Here is a 19,609-nt window from a genome sequence, read left to right on the forward strand (position 1 = left end):
CCGATCATGGCGTAACGCCAGCGATTTCAAAAACCACTCTATCGTGGCGGCCTAGCGTGTCCATGACGGTTAGCGTATACCGGCCGTCTTGCGCCAGCACTAATTTAAACGGATGACTCGACGCGCCGTGATTCACCACGCGCCCATCAAGCATCCACCATACTTCTCCTTCGGCGCCTTGAACATCCACATCCAGCGCCACCTGCCGGCTGCCCGGCACGGGCCGAAGGACCGAACCGCTGGCCACGCCACCCACGCGCAACGGCCCTTGGGTAGCGTCGGCGTAACCGGCAAATGACGGCGGCGCCGTGTCGTTCAACAGCCACGCGGCGCGCTGTTCGGGACATTGCCCCGAGGGCACGCTGCCCAACCGATAACCCAGTGGCCAACATGTGACCGCCGCCTGCACCGTTTCGGGCCGGCTACGGACCTGCTGCGTGCCTTCCGGCAACGCGGCCACAATATCTTGCAGTAACGGCGCCGCCACATTCGCCCCAAAGAAACCGGGGTTTGGCGTGCCATCCGGACGACCGACCCAGACGCCTAACGTCCATCTGTCGGTCACCCCAATTGCCCAGGCGTCCCGGAAACCAAAGCTGGTTCCGGTCTTCCAGGCCAGCCGCCGGGTCGGGCTGCCCGACTGGTAGAAAGGCCGGTCGGGATGCCCGCCGCCTTCGAGGATATCGCGAACAATCCAGGCGGCTCCAGGGCTCATCATACGGGACTCGATTCGAGGCTGCTCTGTCCGAAGACGGGGCCGCCCCGAGACGCCATCGCGGGCCAAAGCCCGGTAAGCGCCGACCAGTTCTTCCAATGTGGTGCCACCCCCGCCCAAAATCAAGCTTAAATTTGGGGCGGCCCCCGCCGGCATTCGTAACCGTACGCCGCCGGTCAGCATAACCGACGCGAAACTGGCGGGGCCGACACGGTCCAGCAAGTCCACGGCGGGCACATTCAACGACCGCTGCAACGCCTGCGCCACACTGACCGGGCCCGAAAAAGCGGCCTGGAAATTGCCGGGTGCGTAGCCCCCGAATGACATCGGCGCATCGATCAGCAGGCTTTCCGAATGGATCAGCCCTTCATCGAGCGCCTGCGCATACAGGAACGGTTTAAGAGTAGAACCCGGCGACCGCACGCCACGCACCATATCCACGTGGGCATAACGGGTATCGTCGGAAAAATCGGCGGACCCCGCGTAAGCCTTGACCTCCAACGTATCGTTATCCATCACCAGCACCGCCATGGAAACCTTGGGCGGCAAGCTATCGACCCGATCCAGCAACATTCGTTCCACCGATGCCTGCATGTCGGCATCCAGCGTCGACGACACCAGCGGCGGGCGTTGGCCCGGCCGCCTTGCGGTGGTCTTGGTACCGGCTTCCTGCAACAGGCGCTGCGCGGCCAAGGGCGCCAGCCAGCGTGCGCGCAGCGGCGGCGCGACGACGTTTTCGATCTTGGCATCCGCCACTTCCGCCGGCGTCCAGCGGCCCAGTTCGGCCATGCGGTCCAGCACCTTGTCGCGCGCGGCCTGCGCGGCCTCGGGGCGGCGGTCGGGCCGCAGCCGGGAAGGCGCTTGCGGCAAGGCGGTCAGCATCGCGGCCTCGGCAGGCCCCAGGTCGCGGGCGGCCTTGCCCAGCCACAACCGCGAGCCCATTTCCACGCCTTCCACGATGCCGCCCATGGGCGCGTGGGTCAGGTACAAGGACAGAATTTCATCCTTGCTGTAGTGCATTTCCAGTTGCACCGCGCGCCACGCCTGTCGCAATTTGGCCGACATGGAACGCGACGGCTTGCCGGCCAATTGAGGGTCGATCAAGCGGGCGACCTGCATCGTCAGGGTTGATCCACCCGAAACGATGCGGCGGTTCGTGGCCCACTGCCAGCCGGCCCGCGCGAACGCCACCGGGTTGACGCCGGGATGCCAGTAGAACCAGCGGTCCTCGTACGTAAGCAGCGTTTCCAGGTAGCGCGGGGACACCTGGTCCGGCGTGACCGGATAGCGCCAGATGCCATCGCGGCTGGGGTAGTTGCGCAGCGGCGTGCCATCGGCGGCCACGACCACGGCGGCGCCGCCGGAATCGACAGGCGGCAGCGGGTAAAGGCGGTCAAGCACGAATAACAACGCGGCCAGCGTAAACAACACGCTGGCCGCGATGATGCCGCGCCGCCGCCAGCGGCGAGCGCGCAAGGCGCCCGCCGTGGGGGTGGCGGCGGCGGTCAAGGACGCTTGGCGCCGCGATCGCGGATTTCGACCGTGCTCCATTGCTCACCCACGCCGCGGATTTCCGGGCGATACATATCTTCCGCCACGGTCGAGGGCACCGCATAGCGGCCCGGCGTCACGACGCGCACCAGGTAGAACACGTCGACCTTTCCACGCCCCAGGGACACGGCGGCCACGTATCGGTCATCGCGGAACTCACGATGCTTGATGTTGGAATCGGCCATGGCTTCGGCCACGCGGCGCCCGCCTATCGTCCATTCCTGCATCTCGGGGCTTTGCGACAGGTTCAGGTTTTCGACTTCAAAACCCGCCGGCACACGGTCCTCGATCAGCGCATCCGGAATGTTCTGGTTGGCGCTGGCCTGCACCCACACCACCAGCATGTCGCCGCTTTGCAGCGTGCCGCCATCCCAAGGCTTGCCGTCCGGGCGATACCAGCCACGCTTGAGCTGGATCACGTCGTTGCGCGGCTTGGGCGCAACCGTCGGGCTGCCCTGGATGTCGTATTCCAGGAACAGCGACTGCGCACCCGTGTTGAGGATTTGCGTGTTGGCCAGATCGGCCGCCGTCAGGCCGACCGTCTGGTCGGTCTTGCCGCCGTCCAGCGGCTTGCGCACGCCATTGACGGTCAACGCGGCTTCCCACGGCGTGCCCTTGTCGCCACCGATGGCGCGTGCCGCCATCAACAGCGCCATGCGTTCCTGCGTGGACAGGTACGAACGGTTGCCCAGGCGCGAAGTCAGTTGCGTCAGCAGGTTTTCCAGGCGCTCGTGCTTCAGGCCGTACTGGTTGGCCAGCGCGTACGACATGGCGTAATCGCGCACGCTGCTGCCGTAGTCGCCCAGCCATTCGTCGTAGTAGCCGTTGTAATTGCGTCGCGGGAAACCGTATTCGCGCGTCATGGCGGCGTCCAGCGCGGACTTCATGCGCCCTTCGTCGCCCATCAGCTTGAACGCGGCCGCCAACTGGATCAGGGGCAACGGCGAACGCGCGCGCTCTTGGTAGTTGTCGAACAGTTGGCGCACCGTGGACAGCGGCGCCTTCTTGTCGCGAGCCAACGCCAGCACGGCGGTCGACAAGCCGGCAAAACGGCGGTGGTCTTCGCGCAGGATGTTGGCATCGCTGCCGTCGATGCGGCCGGCTTCAACGTTGCGGCGCAGGTTCACCGACCATGTGCCGAAGGTGTTCGACGTCTGCTGCACTTGCTCCAGCAGCCATTGGCGCGAACGGTCCAGCGTGGCTTCGGGCACTTCAAAGCCCTGGTCGCGCGCGTCTTGCAGGAAGCCGACGGCATAGGCCGTCAGCCATACATCGCGCGAGCTGGAACCGCTCCAGAGGTTGTACGAACCCACCGCGTTGCGCATGCCGGACAGGCGGCCGATGGCGCCTGACACCTGCGCGGCGCGTTCCACCTGCGAATGCGGCTTCAGGCCGAACTGCTTGGCGACGGCGTCATTGATCAACACCCATGGCAAGGCACGGCTGATGGTCTGTTCGGCGCAGCCATACGGATACGCCAGCAAACCTTCGACCAGCTTGTTCACGTTGAACGGCGGGCGATTCGACACGGTCAGGCTGACCAGCGCGGAATCCGGATAGTAGGACGACACCCACGAGGCCTGCGCCACATTGGTTTCACCCGGATTCAGGCGCAGGCGACGCACCTGGCGTTCGCCCGCGTAGGCCGGCTGCACCTGCAACACCGATTCGCGCACGAGGTGCACGGGCTTGGCGCCGCCCTGCCCGTCGATCGTCAGGCGCATCAGGCCCAGGCCATACGAACCGGTCGTGGTGGCGTTAAAGCGCAAGGTGGTGCGCTGCTTGTCTTTCAGCGTCACCGTGCGTACGCCATCGGTAATGGCCAGCGGGTCCAGCGCTTCCAGCTTGATGCTGATCTTTTGCTCGGCGCCGCTCAGGTTGGTCAAGTCCAGCGCGATGGCGGCCTGGTCGCCCGGCGTGATGAAGCGCGGCGTGTTCAGTTCAGCGACGATCGGCGCGGCCACCACCATTTCGGTGTCGGTGCTGCCGTAGTTGTCGGCCGTGAAGGCCACCGCCATCAGGCGCAAGGTGCCGTTGAAGTCGGGCAGGTCCAGCGGGATGTCCGCTTCGCCTTGCGCGTTCAGCGTGACCGGACCCGAGAACAGGTCTACCAGCTTGACCTTCTTGGGCAGGCTCTTGCTGTCGCCGCGCATGGCGGCGTCACCGCCCCACTTCAGCTTGCCCTTGGTGCCGTCCATTTTTTCGATCAGCTTGCCGTACATGTCCAGCAGTTCGGGCGCGTAGCGGTGCTTGCCGAAGAAATAATCCAGCGGGTCGGGCGTGGCGTACTGGTTGATGTTCAAGATGCCCACGTCCACCGCGGACAGCGTGACCGTGGCTTGCTTGCCCTGTGCCCCGTCAACCTTGACGCGCACCGTCGTCTTGGTCTCGGGCACGGCCTTGGGCGCGGCCGTCAGCTTCACATCCAGCTTGCGGTCGGTGCTGGCAATCGGCAGGAACGCCAGGCCCAGCGCGCGGGCCGGGGTCACGCGGTCGCCTTCGCTACCCGGGCGGAACACGGCGGCGGCCACGTACAGATCGTGGCGCTTCCAGTCCTTGCTGACCGGGATTTCGACCACGGTGCCCGTGGCTTTCACGGCCACCCAGGTGGACCACAGCATGCGGTCGCCTTCGACGGTGACCAACGCCTGACCGTCGTGCGGCGGCGTCAAGGTGACCTTGACGGTGTCGCCCGGCTTGGCCGGCACGCCTTCCAGCTTCATCTGCACGCGATCGGGGCGGTTGCCCATCGCGTCGGCGTCCTGCGCGTTCCAGCCCGCATAGAAGCGGTAGCGCATCGTCTCACCCGTTTCCGGGTCGGCAATTTCAAGGCGGTAACGGCCCCACTTGACCGGCACGGTCAGCTGGGCGCGATCGTTCAACGCCACTTCGCGCGAATCGATCAATTCTTCGGTTTCGGTATAGCCGCTGTTCCAGCCGCGCTGATCGTCAAAGCGCCAATAGTATTGGCGTTCTTCGCGGAACAAACGCATCTGGGCCTGGGCCAGGGGCTGGATCTCGCCCTGGGCGTTGACGCGGATCACTTCGAATCCGGCGGGTGCGCTCTCGCGCGCCACGTCGCTATCGAACTGGGGACGCACGGCGATCAGTTTGTCGGCGGGCCAGACGCTGCGTTCAATGGAACGCACGACCGGGCGGCCGCCCGATTCCAGCAGGCTGGCCGACACGCGCACCTTCATGGGGGAATGCGTGCCTGCCGCGTTGGGGTTGACGCTGATCTGTGCTGCGCCCTTCTCGTCCAGCGCCTCTTCGGGCAGTTCGCCAAACGTACGGCGCGTGTCATCGGCGACGTCGCCGAAGATGAATCCGGGCCATTTCTGGGCCTGCGCGAAACGGTCGCGCTTGACCTGGAAGGTGGACAGCAGGCGGTTGCCGGCGGCGGGCGAGCCGTAAAGGTAGTCGCCCTGCACGTCAACAATCAGTTCCTCGTCCGGCGACAGCACCTCTTGATCAGAGGTCAGCGCCATCTTCATGCGCTCGGGCAGGAATTCCTCGACCTGGAACTTCCACGACGCATCCGGTGCGCGCGAGGCCGGGTCTACGCGCAGTTCCAGCAGCCACGAGCCGGTCTGCGCGTCCAGAGGCAATTCGATTGCGCGCTCGACATAGCCGACCAGATCCTTCTTGGGCTGCCACAGCGTGTTTTGCACGACGCGGCCATCGGGACGCTTGATCGTCGCCGTCAACGGTGCGGGCGTCAGCATGCGGCCGTCCAGATCGCGCGGCAGCACCGACACGTTGAACGTTTCGCCGGGGCGATACAGGTTGCGGCCGGCGTAAACGAACAGGTTGTTCGGGCGCGATACATGGCCGCCCGTATCGAACTCCGACAGGTCCAGCGCCGGCTCGGCCAACGCCAATACCGTCATTTCCTTGTCGCGCGATGCACGGATGACGCGCGCGTTGGTGAAGCTGCCGTCAAATCGCACATGGCCTTGCCCATCGGCGGCGGCCTTGGCCAGCGTCTTGCCGGCGCCGTCAACCAATTCAAAGACCGCGCCGGAGATGGCCTGGCCAGACTTCAGCGATACGGAATAGGCTTCCACGCGGTCGCTGTAGCGGCGCGCGTGCAGGCCGATATCGCTGACGTAGAAGTACGTGACCTGGTATTCGTAGCGGAAACGGCCGGGCTGGCTCATCACCGCGATATAGATGCCGGGCTCTTGCAGTTCCTTTACGCCTTCCACGGGCAGGAAGGTCACGTGGCGGCGGTTCGGCTTGTCGTCGGTGATGAAGCGGCCTTGATAGACGCTGGTGGTCAGCGAATTCAGGCGGTCCAGATCCCAGTTGCTGACCGAACCCTTCAGGCCGCGGTTGTCGGAATAGCGCCAACTGTCTTCTTCGTTGTAGCCGCCCTCTTCTTCGTCATCCGATGCCTGGGCGGTATTGCGGCCAATGCCCAGCACCGTTTCAAACAGTTCCGGCACGCGGTCGGGCGCGACGCGCAGGAACTGCACGTCCACTTCGGGCACGTTCACGGTGGCCACGGGCAAACCGCCGTTCTGGCCGGCCGGCAACACCACGCCACGGCTGGCGAAATAGAACGACGGCGGCATTGCCTGCGTGTTCACTTCGCAGTTGGACGACTGCGTCAGCACAACCTTGTCACCCACGCCCGGCAAACCGGAGCGCACGGTAATGGCGTACTTGCGTTGCGGCTGGATGTACGGGAAATACACCATGCGCGGGTTGTCACCCACGATCCAGCTGCCTTTCACGATCTTGCCTTGCGGGGCGGAGTCGCCCGGCTTCACCGAGGCGGGCTGGTCGCCGGCATTGGAGGCCGTTTCGCTGTCCTGGTCGGCTTTGCCCGACGACGCGCCCAGATCGGTGACCTGAAGGAAGTCATCCAGCTTGGCCTTGGCATCCACCGGTTGGGTGAAGGTGACAGACAGGGACAGCGCGTCGTTATATTGGCGCGGTTGGCAGGTCAGCGCCGCGAACGGGTCGGGCGAGCCGACCGTGGCGCTGGCGCCCAGGGCGGGTTTTACTTCGCCCGGCGGGGCCGCCGCAGGGGTTTGAGCCGGGGCGGACGCCGCCGGGGCCGCCACCGGAGCCGGCGCCTGCTTGTCCTTGCCCATCCACCAGCCCACGCCTATGGCGCCGGCCAACACTACAACGCCGGCAACCGCCAGCCAGGTCTTACTAACCTTTCCACTCACGGCAAACCCCTCCGCCTACTCGAATACAACGCTCCTTAGCGGCGGAGCTGCCGACCATCCGGATCCGCGCGCTTCCCCAAACGCGGACATTGCCGTGCCGTTGGCGCACAGCAGAACGCCGCCTTCGAGGGCGGCGTCTTCATTCTTGGTATTAAACGGGTTCCATCACGCATTGCAGCGGGTGCTGGCGCGCCCGCGCGTACTGTCCTACCTGGGCGATGCGGGTGGCGGCGAGATCACGGGGATACACCCCGCAAACTCCGCGCCCTTCGTGATGCACTTGCAACATGATCCGCGTGGCCTCTTCATGATTTTTATTGAAGAATTTTTGCAGGACTTTCACGACGAATTCCATCGGCGTGTAGTCATCGTTCAACAGCAGAACCTGATACATCGGAGGCGGCGCGGCGCGTGCCGGTGCCTTCTCGACGGCCAAATCATGCTGGGTATCCAAGGTAGAACTCATAGGGCGGCTATTCTATTTAAACTGGGGACGCCTAACGTGCAACTTACTTAAAATTACACGCGGAAATACGTAGTTTCCATACTTGACGACACGAAGAAAAGCGGCGCATTATCAGCGCATTCTGGGGTTTTCAACTCATCGAAAATCTGCCAGGAAGCCGGAGGGGGGGACAGAGGTCTAGACCGCGATGCCCTTCTGTCAACATACGATTCAATGAGGCAGTCCGCATGTCTGATACGACCGCAACCGCCGTCCAAGGGGACAATCCCAAATCGACGGGTACCGTCAAGTGGTTCAACGATGCAAAGGGGTTTGGCTTCATTACGCCCGACGACGGCGGTGAAGATCTGTTCGCCCACTTCTCGTCCATACAGATGAATGGTTTTAAAACCCTGAAGGAAGGCCAGAAAGTGGCTTTCGAAATCATCCAGGGGCCTAAGGGCAAGCAGGCGCTTAATATCACGGCCGCCTAAATTACCCTATAAAGTGCAGCGGTAAGGTTGCACCATTATCCAGGCGGGGCTTTCGGGCCCCGCCTTGTTATTTTCTTTTTACTGCGCCAGTCATGCTGAAGAATGCGAAGTTATTACCTGTCACTCCTACGTTGTTCACGACGGCGTTCTTGAAACCCGCATTCCTTAAAGCCGTATCGGCGGCATTGGCCAGCGCGGCATTGATGCTGGGCGCGGGCGCCCAGGCGCAAACCGGTCCGCAACCGTCCTTGCCCACCACTCAACTATCGGCAGGCATCCATATTATCCGCGCCGAAGTTGCCAACACCGACGCCACGCGCCAAGCCGGCCTGATGTTCCGCAAAGAACTGCCCGGCAACGACGGCATGCTGTTTGTCTTCGAGCAGCCCGACGTGCAGTGCTTCTGGATGCGCAACACGCTTTTGCCGCTCTCGATAGCCTTTATCGCCGACGACGGCACGATCGTCAATATCGACGACATGGCCCCGCAGACCGAAGATCCGCATTGCGCGCGCAAGCCCGTGCGCTACGCCCTGGAAATGGCCCAAGGCTGGTTCGACCAACATGGCATCAAGGCAGGCCGGAAAATCGACGGGCTGCCCTGACCCGGGGGCCACAGGGCGTCAGCGCGCCGGTCAGATGCGAGAAGGGAGCCCCAGAGGCTCCCTTTTTTGATTCCGCCGCGAAACACGCGGCGGAAAAAACAACACTTCAGGCTTCAGGCGTCGAGCTCAGAGTTCGGCTCAGACGCGTTCGATGATGAGCGCGATGCCCTGGCCCACGCCGATGCACATCGTGCACAGCGCATAGCGGCCGCCGGTGCGGTGCAGCTGGTTGATCGCGGTGGTAGCCAGGCGGGCGCCCGACGCACCCAGCGGGTGACCCAGGGCGATGGCGCCGCCGTTGGGGTTCACGCGCGGGTCGTTGTCGGCGATGCCCAGTTGACGCAGCACGGCCAGGCCCTGCGCGGCAAAGGCTTCGTTCAGTTCGATGACGTCCATCTGATCCAGCGTCAGGCCGGTCTGGGCCAGCACCTTCAGCGTGGCCGGAGCGGGGCCGATACCCATGATGCGCGGCGCAACGCCGGCCGTAGCCATGCCGACCACACGAGCGCGCGGCGTCAATCCGTGGCGGGCGGCGGCCTTTTCGTCAGCCAACAACAGCGCGGCGGCACCGTCGTTCACGCCCGACGCGTTGCCGGCCGTGACGCTGCCGCCTTCGCGGACCACACCCTTGAGCTTGGCCAACGATTCCAGGCTGGTTTCACGCGGATGCTCGTCCTTGGAGACGACGATGGCATCGCCCTTTTTCTGAGCAATCGACACCGGCACGATTTCGGCATCGAAGACGCCTTCTTTCTGCGCGCGAGCCGTCTTTTGCTGGCTGGCCAGCGCGAACAGGTCTTGGTCTTCGCGGCTGATGTTGAAGTCATCAGCGACGTTCTCGGCCGTTTCGGGCATCGAATCGACGCCGTATTGGGCCTTCATCAGCTTGTTGACGAAGCGCCAGCCGATGGTGGTGTCGAAAATGGCGGCATTGCGCGAGAACGCGCTGTCGGCCTTGCCCATGACAAAGGGCGCGCGGCTCATGCTTTCAACGCCGCCGGCCAGCATCAGCCCGGCTTCGCCGGCGCGGATGGCGCGGGCGGCGGTGCCGATGGCGTCCAGGCCCGAACCGCACAGACGGTTGACCGTGGCACCAGGGACTTCGATGGGCAGGCCGGCCAGCAGCGTGGCCATGCGTGCCACGTTGCGGTTGTCTTCACCCGCCTGGTTGGCGCAGCCCATGATGGCGTCGTCCAGTTCTTCCCAGCGCACGCCGGGGTTGCGCGCTACCAGCGCCTTGATGGCGACGGCGGCGAGGTCATCAGGACGCACGCTGGCCAGCGCACCGCCGTAGCGGCCGAAGGGAGTACGGATCGCATCACAAATAAAGGCATTCACGGTCATGGGAAGCTCGGAGTGAAGTGAAAAATTCGGGATCGGACGATCTTAGCGCACCGCTTTTCGCGCCAACTTGGTGCACGCCCGCGATGTCCGTCACATGGACAGTGTCCGGTAGGTGTTCACCCTGATCATCAAAGCGGGCCGCACGGCTTCAGGGTGACGCAGGCTTGGACGGCACCGTTGCCGCGCCCGCCTCGGATTGCGCGGCGCGGCCCGCCTCGACAATGGCTTGCCGGCGAAAGCGCCCCGCCGCAAGGTGATAGAACGGCTGCGGGCAGAACTGCCGCGACACGCCCGAGGCCAGCAGCGACCCCACCAGCAGCCAGAACAACATCGGCTGGCTGCCCGTCATTTCCATGACGACCACGCTGGCGGTCAACGGCGCCTGCGTGGCGGCGGCCAGAAAGGCGGCCATCGACACCAGCACCAGCACGCGCTGGTCCACGCCCTCGCCCGCCAGTTCCCAGATGTGTTGGCCGATGCCTGCGCCCGTGGTCAGCGCGGGGGTGAAGATACCGCCCGGGATGCCGGCCCAATACGAAGCGACGGTAGCGGCCAGCTTGGCCAGCCCGAAGCCGACCGGCGCGGTGTCGTGGCCCGACAACAGATCGGCGGCCACGCCATAGCCCGTGCCGTACACGCTGCCCGCCGTGCACAAGCCGATCACGGCCAGCACCAGCCCCATGATGAAAGCCGTCCAGATGGGATGCGCGCGGATCCAGGCGCGCCACGCCGCGGGCGCCGCGCCTGCCGCGCCCTTGCCCAGCAGCCGCGCAAAAATACCGCCCAACGCGCCGTTGATTGCGCCGCAGATAATGATCCACATCACCATGCCGTGGGCCAGCGGCGCACCGCCGAACACGCCGAAATACGGGTTGTTGCCTTGCACCGCGACCACGAGAAAGCCCGCTGCCAGCACGCCGATCAGCACCAGCCGTTGCCAGCGCAGCACCGTGCCCCGGCCCAGTTCTTCGATGGCGAAAATCACGCCGGCAAGCGGCGCGTTAAAGGCGGCGGCAAGGCCGCCGGCCGCACCGGCCGCGATCAGTTCATTGGCGTGAAAGCCCCGCAGCTGCACGCCGCGCCGCTTCCAGAAATCTCCCCACGCCAGCATGAGCGCTGCACCCACCTGCACCGACGGGCCTTCGCGCCCGATCGACGCGCCGGCCAGCATGCCGAAGAACGCCAGGGGAATTTTCCAGAGAGTTTGCGCCAGGGACACCAGGCTGGATTGGCTGGGGCCGGGCGGCAATGACAGCGCGCCGATGACCTGGGGAATGCCGCTGCCCGCGGCGTTGGGCGCGAAGCGCATTGTCAGCCAGCGCAGGCCGGCCAGGCTGAACGGCAGCACCAGCAAGGCAAGCCAACCGTTGTGGCCGACCCATTCGCGGTTCCAGTCCAGCGCCTTGTCGGCCAGATACGCAAAACCCAGCGACATCAGCGCAACCAGGCCCGCACCGCCCAGCAGCAGCGCCATTTGCAGGCTCTTGCGTGACAGGCGGTTGATCTGACGCACTTTGCGGCGCATCAGGCGACGTGTGGCGGCGGAGGTCCGGCGGAAAGGTTCAGTCAGGCTCATGGGCTGCTGGCATGCGGCGGAAAGTCGCTAACCTTAACATTCCCACCTGACTCACAGCCCACAAATTCACAGACCACGACTTCGCGGGCCACAACTTTGCGGGCCACAACTTTGCGGGCCACAACTTCGCGGGCCACGAACCTCCCGTCCACAGACTTACCGCCCGGGCGCTACCGCGCAAGCCCGCGCGGCAGCGCCCGCGACTGCTTAGAACGAGGACCAGTCGTCGTCCGACGCGTGCGCCAGCGCCGGCCGCGCCTGGCTGGCGCGCGCCACGGTCGCTGCCGGCTTGCGCGCGGCGGCCAGGGACGCGGCGCTTGGCGTAATCAAGCGTGCCTCGGCGCCACGCCCCGAACCCGCGGCGGCGTCCACCTTGAAGCGGCGCACTTCCTGGGCCAGGCGGCCGGCCTGCTCCTGCATGCTGGCGGCCGCGGCGGCGGCTTCTTCGACCAGCGCGGCGTTCTGCTGCGTCACGGTATCCATCTGCGCCACGGCCTGGTTGACCTGGCCGATGCCGGACGATTGCTCTTCCGACGCGCTGGCAATTTCGCGCACCAGCGTGGCCACCTGACGCACGCTGTCAACCACTTCGCGCATGGTGCGACCGGCCTCGTCCACTTGGCGCGTACCGCCCTGCACACGCGCGGCGGATTCGTCGATCAGCGCCTTGATTTCCTTGGCGGCCACCGCCGAGCGTTGCGCCAAGGTGCGCACTTCACCCGCCACCACGGCAAAGCCACGGCCCTGCTCGCCCGCGCGCGCCGCTTCCACCGCGGCGTTCAGCGCCAGGATGTTGGTCTGGAATGCAATACCGTCGATCACGCCCGTGATATCGGCGATGCGGCGCGAGCTGTCCGAAATGGCGCTCATGGTCTGCACAACGCCCTCCACCACTTCGCCCCCGCGCACTGCCACGGTGGACGCCTGCGTCACGAGACGATCGGCCTCGCTGGCGTTGTTGGCGTTTTGCTGCACGGTGCTGGTCAGCTCTTCCATTGACGCGGCAGTCTGCTCCAGTGACGACGCCTGTTCTTCGGTGCGTTGCGACAGGTCAGAGTTACCTTGCGCGATCTGCGAGGAAGCCGACGCGATGCTTTCACAGCCGTCGCGCACGTCCGCGACAATGCGCGCCAGGCTTTCGTTCATGGCCTTCAGTGCCGTCATCAAGTCGCCCGTTTCATCACGCGTGGCCACCTGGATGTCGGTGGTCAGATCGCCCGCGGCAACCTGGCGCGCGGCCTTCACGGCTTGCTCCAGCGGCCGCACGATCCCGCGCGTGACCAGCCAGCCCAACAGCATGCCGATCACCACGCCGGCCACGGCCAGAATGATCATCACGGCGCGCACGGTGTCGTACAGGTCGGTGGCTTCGTCCACGGATTGCGCCGTGGCTTTTTCCTTGCCCACGGCCAGGTTGGTCATCAGGTCGTCAAGCTTTTGCGACGAGGCGATGACGCGCTTTTCGATCTCGGCCACACGCGGATCGGTTTGCGTCAACGACTGCGACCTGGCCGCCGTGAAGAACGCTTCCGACTCCCGCTTCCACACCTGTTCGGTTTCGACAAACTGCGCCAGCAGGCGCTTGCCCTCTTCTTCGTGAAAGTTCTTCGCGGCTTTATCGCGTAGCACGTCCATGTTCTTGACGGCGTCGTCAAACTGCTTCTTCAACGCCTGGCGATCCTGATCGGTGCTGGCGGCCAGGTAGCCGCTGCGGGCGCGGCCCGCGTAGATCAGATTCAGATTGGATTCTTTCAAATCCGAGATGCCACGCAGCTCGGTGTCATACAGCCGGTCATTCAATTCGTTGATGCGCGACAGCCCCCACACTCCAAATGCCCCGATGGCACCGCCGATTACCGCCACGAGCAAAAACGCGCCCGACAGGCGCGCCCCAATGCGCAAGCCTGAAAATAAGCGAAACATGCTTCCCTTCCCTGTAGTTACCCCGGTTGTAAGCGGGCATGCCGCGATCCGTTGGCCCCGTGGTTCAGCCCTGACCACTGGCAACAATAGCGGCCGGGAATCCTAGGGATAACCCTAAAGAAAAGGTTGTTTCTTTGTCATTTCCCTGGAATGAAATCGACAATCGACAGGGTTATGTCAGCTGAATTTTTCCTGAACGGGAATAAAAAAGCCCCTGTGCAAGGCACCAGGGGCTTTTTACTTGCGGGCCACTTACGCGGCCCGACCCGTCGTTACCGATCAGGCAAAGTTCTTGGCGGCGAAATCCCAGTTGGCCAGCGCCCAGAAATTTTCCAGGTACTTGGGACGCGCGTTCCGGTAGTCGATGTAGTACGCGTGTTCCCAGACATCACAGGTCAACAGCGGCTTGTCGGCGGTGGTCAGCGGCGTGGCGGCGTTGCTGGTGTTGACGATGTCAACCGAACCGTCAGCCTTCTTGACCAGCCAGGTCCAGCCCGAACCGAAGTTGCCGGCTGCCGACTTGTTGAACGCTTCCTTGAAAGCGTCGAAGCTGCCCCACTTGGCGTTGATGGCGTCAGCCAGCTTGCCGGTGGGTGCGCCGCCGGCCTTGGGGGCCAGGCTGTTCCAGTAGAACGTGTGGTTCCAGACTTGAGCGGCGTTGTTGAAAATGCCACCCGAGGACTTCTTCACGATGTCTTCCAGCGACAGCGTTTCGAATTCCGTACCCGGGATCAGGTTGTTCAGGTTCGTGACGTAAGTCTGGTGATGCTTGCCGTAGTGGAACTCCAGCGTTTCCTTGGAAATGTGCGGGGCCAGGGCGTCGAGTTCGTAAGGCAGGGGGGGAAGAGTATGTGCCATGTGTTGGTTCCTTCTGTTGAGTGCACGATCAAGCCGGTCAATTGTATCGGCAACTAATGAGGATACCGCGTTAACCCCGCGTCCGCGCGGGGTTAACGGCGCGCATGATAGGCGCGTTCACGCCGACCCACGGCGCGTCGACCTGGCTGTTTGCAAACGCTACTCTTTCTCGTATCGCAGTTCCCTGCCCGCTTCCGACTCAACCAGCGCGCCGTCTTTGTGCACGGTGAACGTCTTGTGCAGCGGTGCGCCGGCGGCTTCTTCGGGTACGTACAGGTCCACGCGTATCGCACGCGTGCCCGCGTCCAGTTTGCTGATATCCACCTGATGCCAACGCGCGCCGGAAGGCAGCGGCACAAACACGGCCAGTGTTTTCAAGGCGCCCGGCTCGATGGGCGCGCTGATGGCGTCGTCGCCTTCGGACGGGCGCGGGCCGCCCCCGTGATCGGCATCCGCGGACGACATCGCCACGTCGACTTTCACCGGGCGATCGCGGTAGAAAACGCGTACGGACACAAAGCCGGGCTGGGCGGGCCGAGTGTCGGCGCGCACGTCCTGGATGGGCGAATACGGCTGGATCGGCGGCGTGTCCAGAAACACCTGCCTGCCGTCGCTGCGCCAGGCGCCATGCGCCGCGATGTCGACGGCGCCGTAGCTCAGCATGTAGTCAAAGCTGCCGTCCGGCGACAGCAGCAATTGACTACCCACTTCGCGCACACCGTTCAGCACATACAGGCCCGCCAGGCCTGCGGAGTCGGCGGATTTGCTGGCAACCTTGGCGGCCCCTCGCCTGGACGGCGCGGGAGACGGGCAAGTGGGCAGCGGGGATGCACCGGCCGCTTGGACGACACGCCGGAACTCGGGTGCGGACTGGCATGCCAGCGTGTGGGCGAAGGACTGGCCAGGCGGTGCGGCCACCTTGTCAAAACGCGCGCCGTGGCGCGCCAGCAATGACAGCATGGCGGGCTGACCGGTCTGCAAGGCGACCCACGCCGGCCCACGGCCCATGGCATCGGCCTGGTCGGGACGCGCGCCGGCCGTAAGCATGGCGCGGGCCAGATCCTCGCGACCCAGCTGGATTGCAGTGTTCAAGGGCGTTGCGCCATCATCCAGGGCGGCGTCCAGCGAACCCCCGGTGGCGTTTACAAACCGCAGCAGCTGCACAAGCTCGCCCTGCCGGGCCACGTACCACTGGCGGCTATGAAGCAACTGCACGACGATGCGTCGCGACAGCGGTGCGGCGTCGGGCGCGCAGGCCGCGGGCTTGCCGGTAAAACCCGCCGCCTGCAATGCCGCAACATAGCCTGGCGATTGGGTCAAGCTGGCTTCGCCGCGTTCGGGCATGCAGGCTTGCGCCACGGGTTGGCCGGTGGCCTTGCTGACGCGGCGCACCAGCGCGATGTCGCCCGAGGCCACCGCCGCGTTCAATAGCGCGTACGAGGCCGGGGCGCGCGGCAGTCGCGGATCGTCCAGCTTGGCGCCCGCGCGCAGCAGCCGTTCCAGCATCGCGGTGTCTTGCCTGCCGACCAGCCAATACAGCGCGCTTTCGCCATCGGGCGCCAGGCCGACAGGGTCCGCGCCCTTGGCCAGCAAGGCGTCAACGACCGGCACTTGCCCCGACGCTGCGGCCAGCAACAACAGCGGCGCGCCGTCGCCGCTATCCGCGTCCCCCGCCTTCACTTCGATGGGCACGCCGGCTTCGATCAGCATCATCGCCAATGACGTATCGCGGTTTTCCAGCGCGCGCCGGATCGCGCCGGTGCCCAACGCCTGCAAGTCAAAGCCCGCATCGGCAAACAGGCGCAGCGTTGCGGCATCGCCCGATTGCACCGCGACATCGACAGGCGATTTCAGGTCATAGCCTTCGCGCTTGGCGCGGGGGTCGGCGCCCGCGGCTAACAGCAGCTTGATGGCTTCCGGTTTGCGGGCCAGCACCGCATCGGCAAGCGGCGTGTTGCCATTTTTATCTTGCGGGTCGCCATCAACCGGCGCGCCCAGCGCCAGCAGGCGGTGCAGCGTTTGCACGTCGCCACGGCGCGCCGCCAGATTCATGATGGGTTGGGCGTCGGATTCCACTTTGGTGAACAGCGCTGCGCTGGAACCGGTTTGTGGGCCGCGTTGCGCAAAAGGCATGTCTTTTTGCAGCAGCAACGCCGCAATATCGGGATGCCCGCCCTGCACCGCCGCCTGGGACGCATCCAGCCAGACATCGTGCTGACCGGTCTGGCCGTAGCCGGTGGCGGGAATGTGGCGCGGCCCCAGTTCCTTCAACACGGGCACCGCGCCGGCGTTGCCCGGGTAGGCGGCCAGCGCCAAGGCGGTCAGCCCATCTTCATACGCCGGCTTGGTACCGGTGGCGGCCAGCGCCTGCAAGGGCGCCGCGCCCTCGGTCAGTTCCACCAGCGGCGACCACGCCAGGTAATCCGCCACATCGGGGCCCGCATCGGCAAAGGGCTTGCCAGCGCCGGCCTTGAACAGGGCCAGCACCATGCGCGTCATCGATGGCCGATCGACCAGACGCGGCAGATAGGTCATGCGCACCGCGAATTCAAAATCGCGATTCAACAGGAATTCAAGCGGGGTGCGGTGTTCATCGCCCCGCTGGTTGGCGTCGGCGCCCGCCGCCAGCAACATGTCCATGAAGTCGGGCGTGCCATACAGCAGCGCCAGATGCAGCGGCGGACGACGCGATTCGTACGTGACGTCGTTCAGCGGTGGCCGGGTGGCCAGCAGCGCGGCCAGCATGCGCGTGCGCGCAGGCAGCGTGGCCTGCAAAGTCTGGCGTATGCGGTCGGCGTCTTCGGTTGAAATGCCCCAGTACACGTTTTGGGCGCGCAGTTCACGCGGCGGCATGAGCAGCGCATGCAGCAGCGGCACGCCGTCCAGCGCGTAGTCGCCTGGCTGCTGGACCTGCGCCAGTGCAGAGACAAAGGCGTCGGGATCGTTGTTGCGTACGGCGGCAAACAGTGCCTGGGTGGCGGGGGTATCGGCCTCTTTATAGGCACGGTACGGAGACTGGCAATCGCAGTTGGCGGCGGGGGGCTGGCTTGCCGGCTGAACGGTTGCCGGCGCTGTGACCTCAGTGGACACATCAGCGGACACATCAGCGGAAACCTGCGCCGATACCCCAGCTGATATGGGCGGCGTCACCTCGGTGGTTACCTGCACCGCGCTTGCCTCTGCCGCTTGTACTAGCGCTACATGCCCAAGTGCCATGACCGTTCCGGCCAACACACCGGCCATCCAACCCATGCTTTCGTTGTGCCGCATTGCATCGCCTCAGAGTGCGTCGACCTGTCCCACGCCACCGTGCCGACGCCGCGCCGAATGCGTGGGCGTGGCCGGCCGGCGGATCGTTTTTGCTTAACCGGCGTCGCGGTTCTTGCGGGTTTGCTGCACCTGAACCTGTGCGCCACCCTGCGCAAAGCTCAGGTCCAGCGCCTGCCCGGTAGCCAGGCTTGCCGCATCCCGCACGATGCGGCCGTCGGCATCCCGTGCAATGGCGTAGCCGCGCGACAAGGTATTGCCCGGGTCCAGCGCGCGCAGCTGCGCCGTGGCGGCCGCCAGCCGATTGCGGCCCTGCACCAGCAGACGCGCATGCGCCTGGCCCAGCTGGCGCACGGCGCCTGCCAGGCGGTCGGCGGCGCGTCCGGTATCGGGCACGCGATGCGCCAGGCGTTGCGTCAGCAGATTGACGCGCGCAGTGCGCCGGGCTTGCGGGCCCGACCACGCCGACGCCAGCCGGAAGCGCAGGCTGTTCAAGCGTTCTTGCTGATGCTCAAGCCGTTGCGAGGGCGACACCAACTGCCCGGACGCACGGTCCAGGCGTTGCGCGGCGCGTTCCAGCCGCCGTTGCTGACCGCGGACCATGGCTTGGGCCGACTGCATGACGCGGCCGATCAATTCGGAACGCGGTACGCAGGCCAATTCGGCGGCGGCGGTGGGCGTGGGCGCGCGCACGTCGGCCACAAAGTCCACGATGGTGAAGTCGGTTTCATGCCCCACGCCGCTGATCACCGGGATTTCGCTGACCGCGACCTGGCGCGCCAGGTCTTCGTCGTTGAAGCTCCACAGATCTTCGATGCTGCCCCCGCCGCGCACCAGCAACAAAGTGTCAACCTCGGCGCGCGCGTTGGCCAGCCGCACCTGGGCAGCCAGGCGGTGGGCGGCATCGGCGCCCTGAACCGGAGCCGGATAGATGATGACGGGCACTTGCGGCGCGCGCCGGGCAAGCGCCGACAACACATCGCGCAGCGCCGCTGCATGCAGCGACGTAATGACCCCGATTGCGCGCGGCAAACGGGCGGGTTCGCGCTTGCGGGCCGGGTCGAACAGACCTTCCGAGGCCAATTGCTCTTTCAGGCGCAAAAACGCTTCATACAGATTGCCCAGACCGGCCCGGCGCATGGCGTCGGCCTGCAACTGGTAGTCGCCGCGCGGCTCGTACAGGGACACCCGCGCACGGATTTCGACCTGGTCCCCCGCTTTGGGTACAAAACCCACCGCGCTGGCGCGGCTTCGGAACATAACAGCCCGCACCGAGGCCCGGCTGTCCTTGAGCGTGAAGTACCAATGCCCGGATGCCGCCTGCGTGAAGTTCGAAATCTCTCCGCGCACCCATAAAGCCGGGATGCTGCGCTCCAACAACTGCCCCACTGCTTGGTTTAGCTGGGCAACTGTCAGGATATCCCGCGTGAATGCGTTGTTTGTGACTGCAAATTCAATTGTCATGAGGCTTTCCGATGCGTACCTGTCCACAGGGCATACGTAGCGGGGCGCAATGATACCGCGTCCACAGATTTTTGCAGCGGCAGGCCCGAAAGCCAGCAAACTCCGTGCAAGCCGTTGATTTTTATAGACAAATTATAAAAACTCAATTGCGCTAATTTGAAGCAAACAAGCGCAAGCCCTGTGC

11 protein-coding genes are annotated in these 19,609 nt (G+C 64.9%); 2 read left to right on the forward strand and 9 right to left on the reverse strand.

Features of this window, described 5'->3' with window-relative positions; all coding sequences use genetic code 11:
- Window positions 1-4: 4 nt before the first annotated feature.
- The 3 genes from pbpC to clpS all read right to left on the reverse strand — a co-directional run bounded on the left by pbpC (window position 5) and on the right by clpS (window position 7,915).
- Entirely contained in the window at window positions 5-2,224 is a 2,220-nt protein-coding gene (gene pbpC / locus V6F88_RS07630; RefSeq protein WP_332608695.1) for a penicillin-binding protein 1C, read from the reverse strand.
- Window positions 2,221-7,449, reverse strand: coding sequence for an alpha-2-macroglobulin family protein (locus V6F88_RS07635; RefSeq protein ID WP_442880208.1), 5,229 nt, complete (start codon window positions 7,447-7,449; stop codon window positions 2,221-2,223). The genes pbpC and V6F88_RS07635 overlap by 4 nt, the downstream gene beginning before the upstream one ends.
- A 151-nt stretch (window positions 7,450-7,600) precedes the next feature.
- Window positions 7,601-7,915: an ATP-dependent Clp protease adapter ClpS gene (gene clpS / locus V6F88_RS07640; protein ID WP_006220276.1), complete on the reverse strand. Its 315-nt coding sequence runs from the start codon at window positions 7,913-7,915 to the stop codon at window positions 7,601-7,603.
- Window positions 7,916-8,142: 227 nt separating this feature from the next.
- Between clpS and V6F88_RS07645 the strand changes: the two genes are divergently transcribed.
- Together V6F88_RS07645 and V6F88_RS07650 are read left to right on the forward strand one after the other, a co-directional pair.
- The gene (locus V6F88_RS07645) at window positions 8,143-8,388 is read left to right on the forward strand and encodes a cold-shock protein (RefSeq protein WP_006220277.1); all 246 of its coding nucleotides are present in this window, start codon (window positions 8,143-8,145) and stop codon (window positions 8,386-8,388) included.
- Window positions 8,389-8,591: 203 nt separating this feature from the next.
- Entirely contained in the window at window positions 8,592-8,993 is a 402-nt protein-coding gene (locus V6F88_RS07650; RefSeq protein ID WP_332608966.1) for a DUF192 domain-containing protein, read from the forward strand.
- A 138-nt stretch (window positions 8,994-9,131) separates the two neighbouring features.
- On the opposite strand, the gene pcaF is transcribed toward V6F88_RS07650, so the two are convergent.
- The 6 genes from pcaF to xseA all read right to left on the reverse strand — a co-directional run bounded on the left by pcaF (window position 9,132) and on the right by xseA (window position 19,425).
- On the reverse strand, window positions 9,132-10,337 hold the full coding sequence (gene pcaF / locus V6F88_RS07655; protein ID WP_332608696.1) for a 3-oxoadipyl-CoA thiolase: 1,206 nt from the start codon (window positions 10,335-10,337) through the stop codon (window positions 9,132-9,134).
- A gap of 148 nt (window positions 10,338-10,485) precedes the next feature.
- The gene (locus tag V6F88_RS07660; RefSeq protein WP_332608697.1) at window positions 10,486-11,913 is read right to left on the reverse strand and encodes a chloride channel protein; all 1,428 of its coding nucleotides are present in this window, start codon (window positions 11,911-11,913) and stop codon (window positions 10,486-10,488) included.
- Window positions 11,914-12,120: 207 nt separating this feature from the next.
- Window positions 12,121-13,836 carry a methyl-accepting chemotaxis protein gene (locus V6F88_RS07665; protein ID WP_332608698.1) on the reverse strand — a complete coding sequence of 572 codons (1,716 nt, stop codon included), beginning with the start codon at window positions 13,834-13,836 and terminating at the stop codon, window positions 12,121-12,123.
- A gap of 279 nt (window positions 13,837-14,115) precedes the next feature.
- Window positions 14,116-14,694, reverse strand: coding sequence for a superoxide dismutase [Fe] (gene sodB, locus V6F88_RS07670; RefSeq protein ID WP_046804702.1), 579 nt, complete (start codon window positions 14,692-14,694; stop codon window positions 14,116-14,118).
- Window positions 14,695-14,853: 159 nt separating this feature from the next.
- Window positions 14,854-17,964 (reverse strand): ankyrin repeat domain-containing protein, encoded by a 3,111-nt coding sequence (locus V6F88_RS07675; RefSeq protein ID WP_332608699.1) that lies wholly within the window; start codon window positions 17,962-17,964, stop codon window positions 14,854-14,856.
- 93 nt (window positions 17,965-18,057) lie between these two features.
- Window positions 18,058-19,425, reverse strand: coding sequence for an exodeoxyribonuclease VII large subunit (gene xseA, locus V6F88_RS07680; protein WP_332608700.1), 1,368 nt, complete (start codon window positions 19,423-19,425; stop codon window positions 18,058-18,060).
- Window positions 19,426-19,609: the final 184 nt, after the last annotated feature.

The organism is Achromobacter sp. ESBL13 (assembly GCF_036668755.1).
Lineage (GTDB): Bacteria > Pseudomonadota > Gammaproteobacteria > Burkholderiales > Burkholderiaceae_B > Achromobacter.

What these genes read in the sequence shown, in the direction of transcription:
- V6F88_RS07665 (WP_332608698.1), bottom strand. Translation starts at nt 13,836, where the DNA reads ATGTTTCGCTTATTTTCAGGCTTGCGCATTGGGGCGCGCCTGTCGGGC.
- V6F88_RS07660 (WP_332608697.1), bottom strand. Translation starts at nt 11,913, where the DNA reads ATGAGCCTGACTGAACCTTTCCGCCGGACCTCCGCCGCCACACGTCGC.
- V6F88_RS07650 (WP_332608966.1), top strand. Translation starts at nt 8,592, where the DNA reads ATGCTGGGCGCGGGCGCCCAGGCGCAAACCGGTCCGCAACCGTCCTTG.
- clpS (WP_006220276.1), bottom strand. Translation starts at nt 7,915, where the DNA reads ATGAGTTCTACCTTGGATACCCAGCATGATTTGGCCGTCGAGAAGGCA.
- pcaF (WP_332608696.1), bottom strand. Translation starts at nt 10,337, where the DNA reads ATGACCGTGAATGCCTTTATTTGTGATGCGATCCGTACTCCCTTCGGC.
- sodB (WP_046804702.1), bottom strand. Translation starts at nt 14,694, where the DNA reads ATGGCACATACTCTTCCCCCCCTGCCTTACGAACTCGACGCCCTGGCC.
- V6F88_RS07645 (WP_006220277.1), top strand. Translation starts at nt 8,143, where the DNA reads ATGTCTGATACGACCGCAACCGCCGTCCAAGGGGACAATCCCAAATCG.
- xseA (WP_332608700.1), bottom strand. Translation starts at nt 19,425, where the DNA reads ATGACAATTGAATTTGCAGTCACAAACAACGCATTCACGCGGGATATC.
- V6F88_RS07675 (WP_332608699.1), bottom strand. Translation starts at nt 17,964, where the DNA reads ATGCGGCACAACGAAAGCATGGGTTGGATGGCCGGTGTGTTGGCCGGA.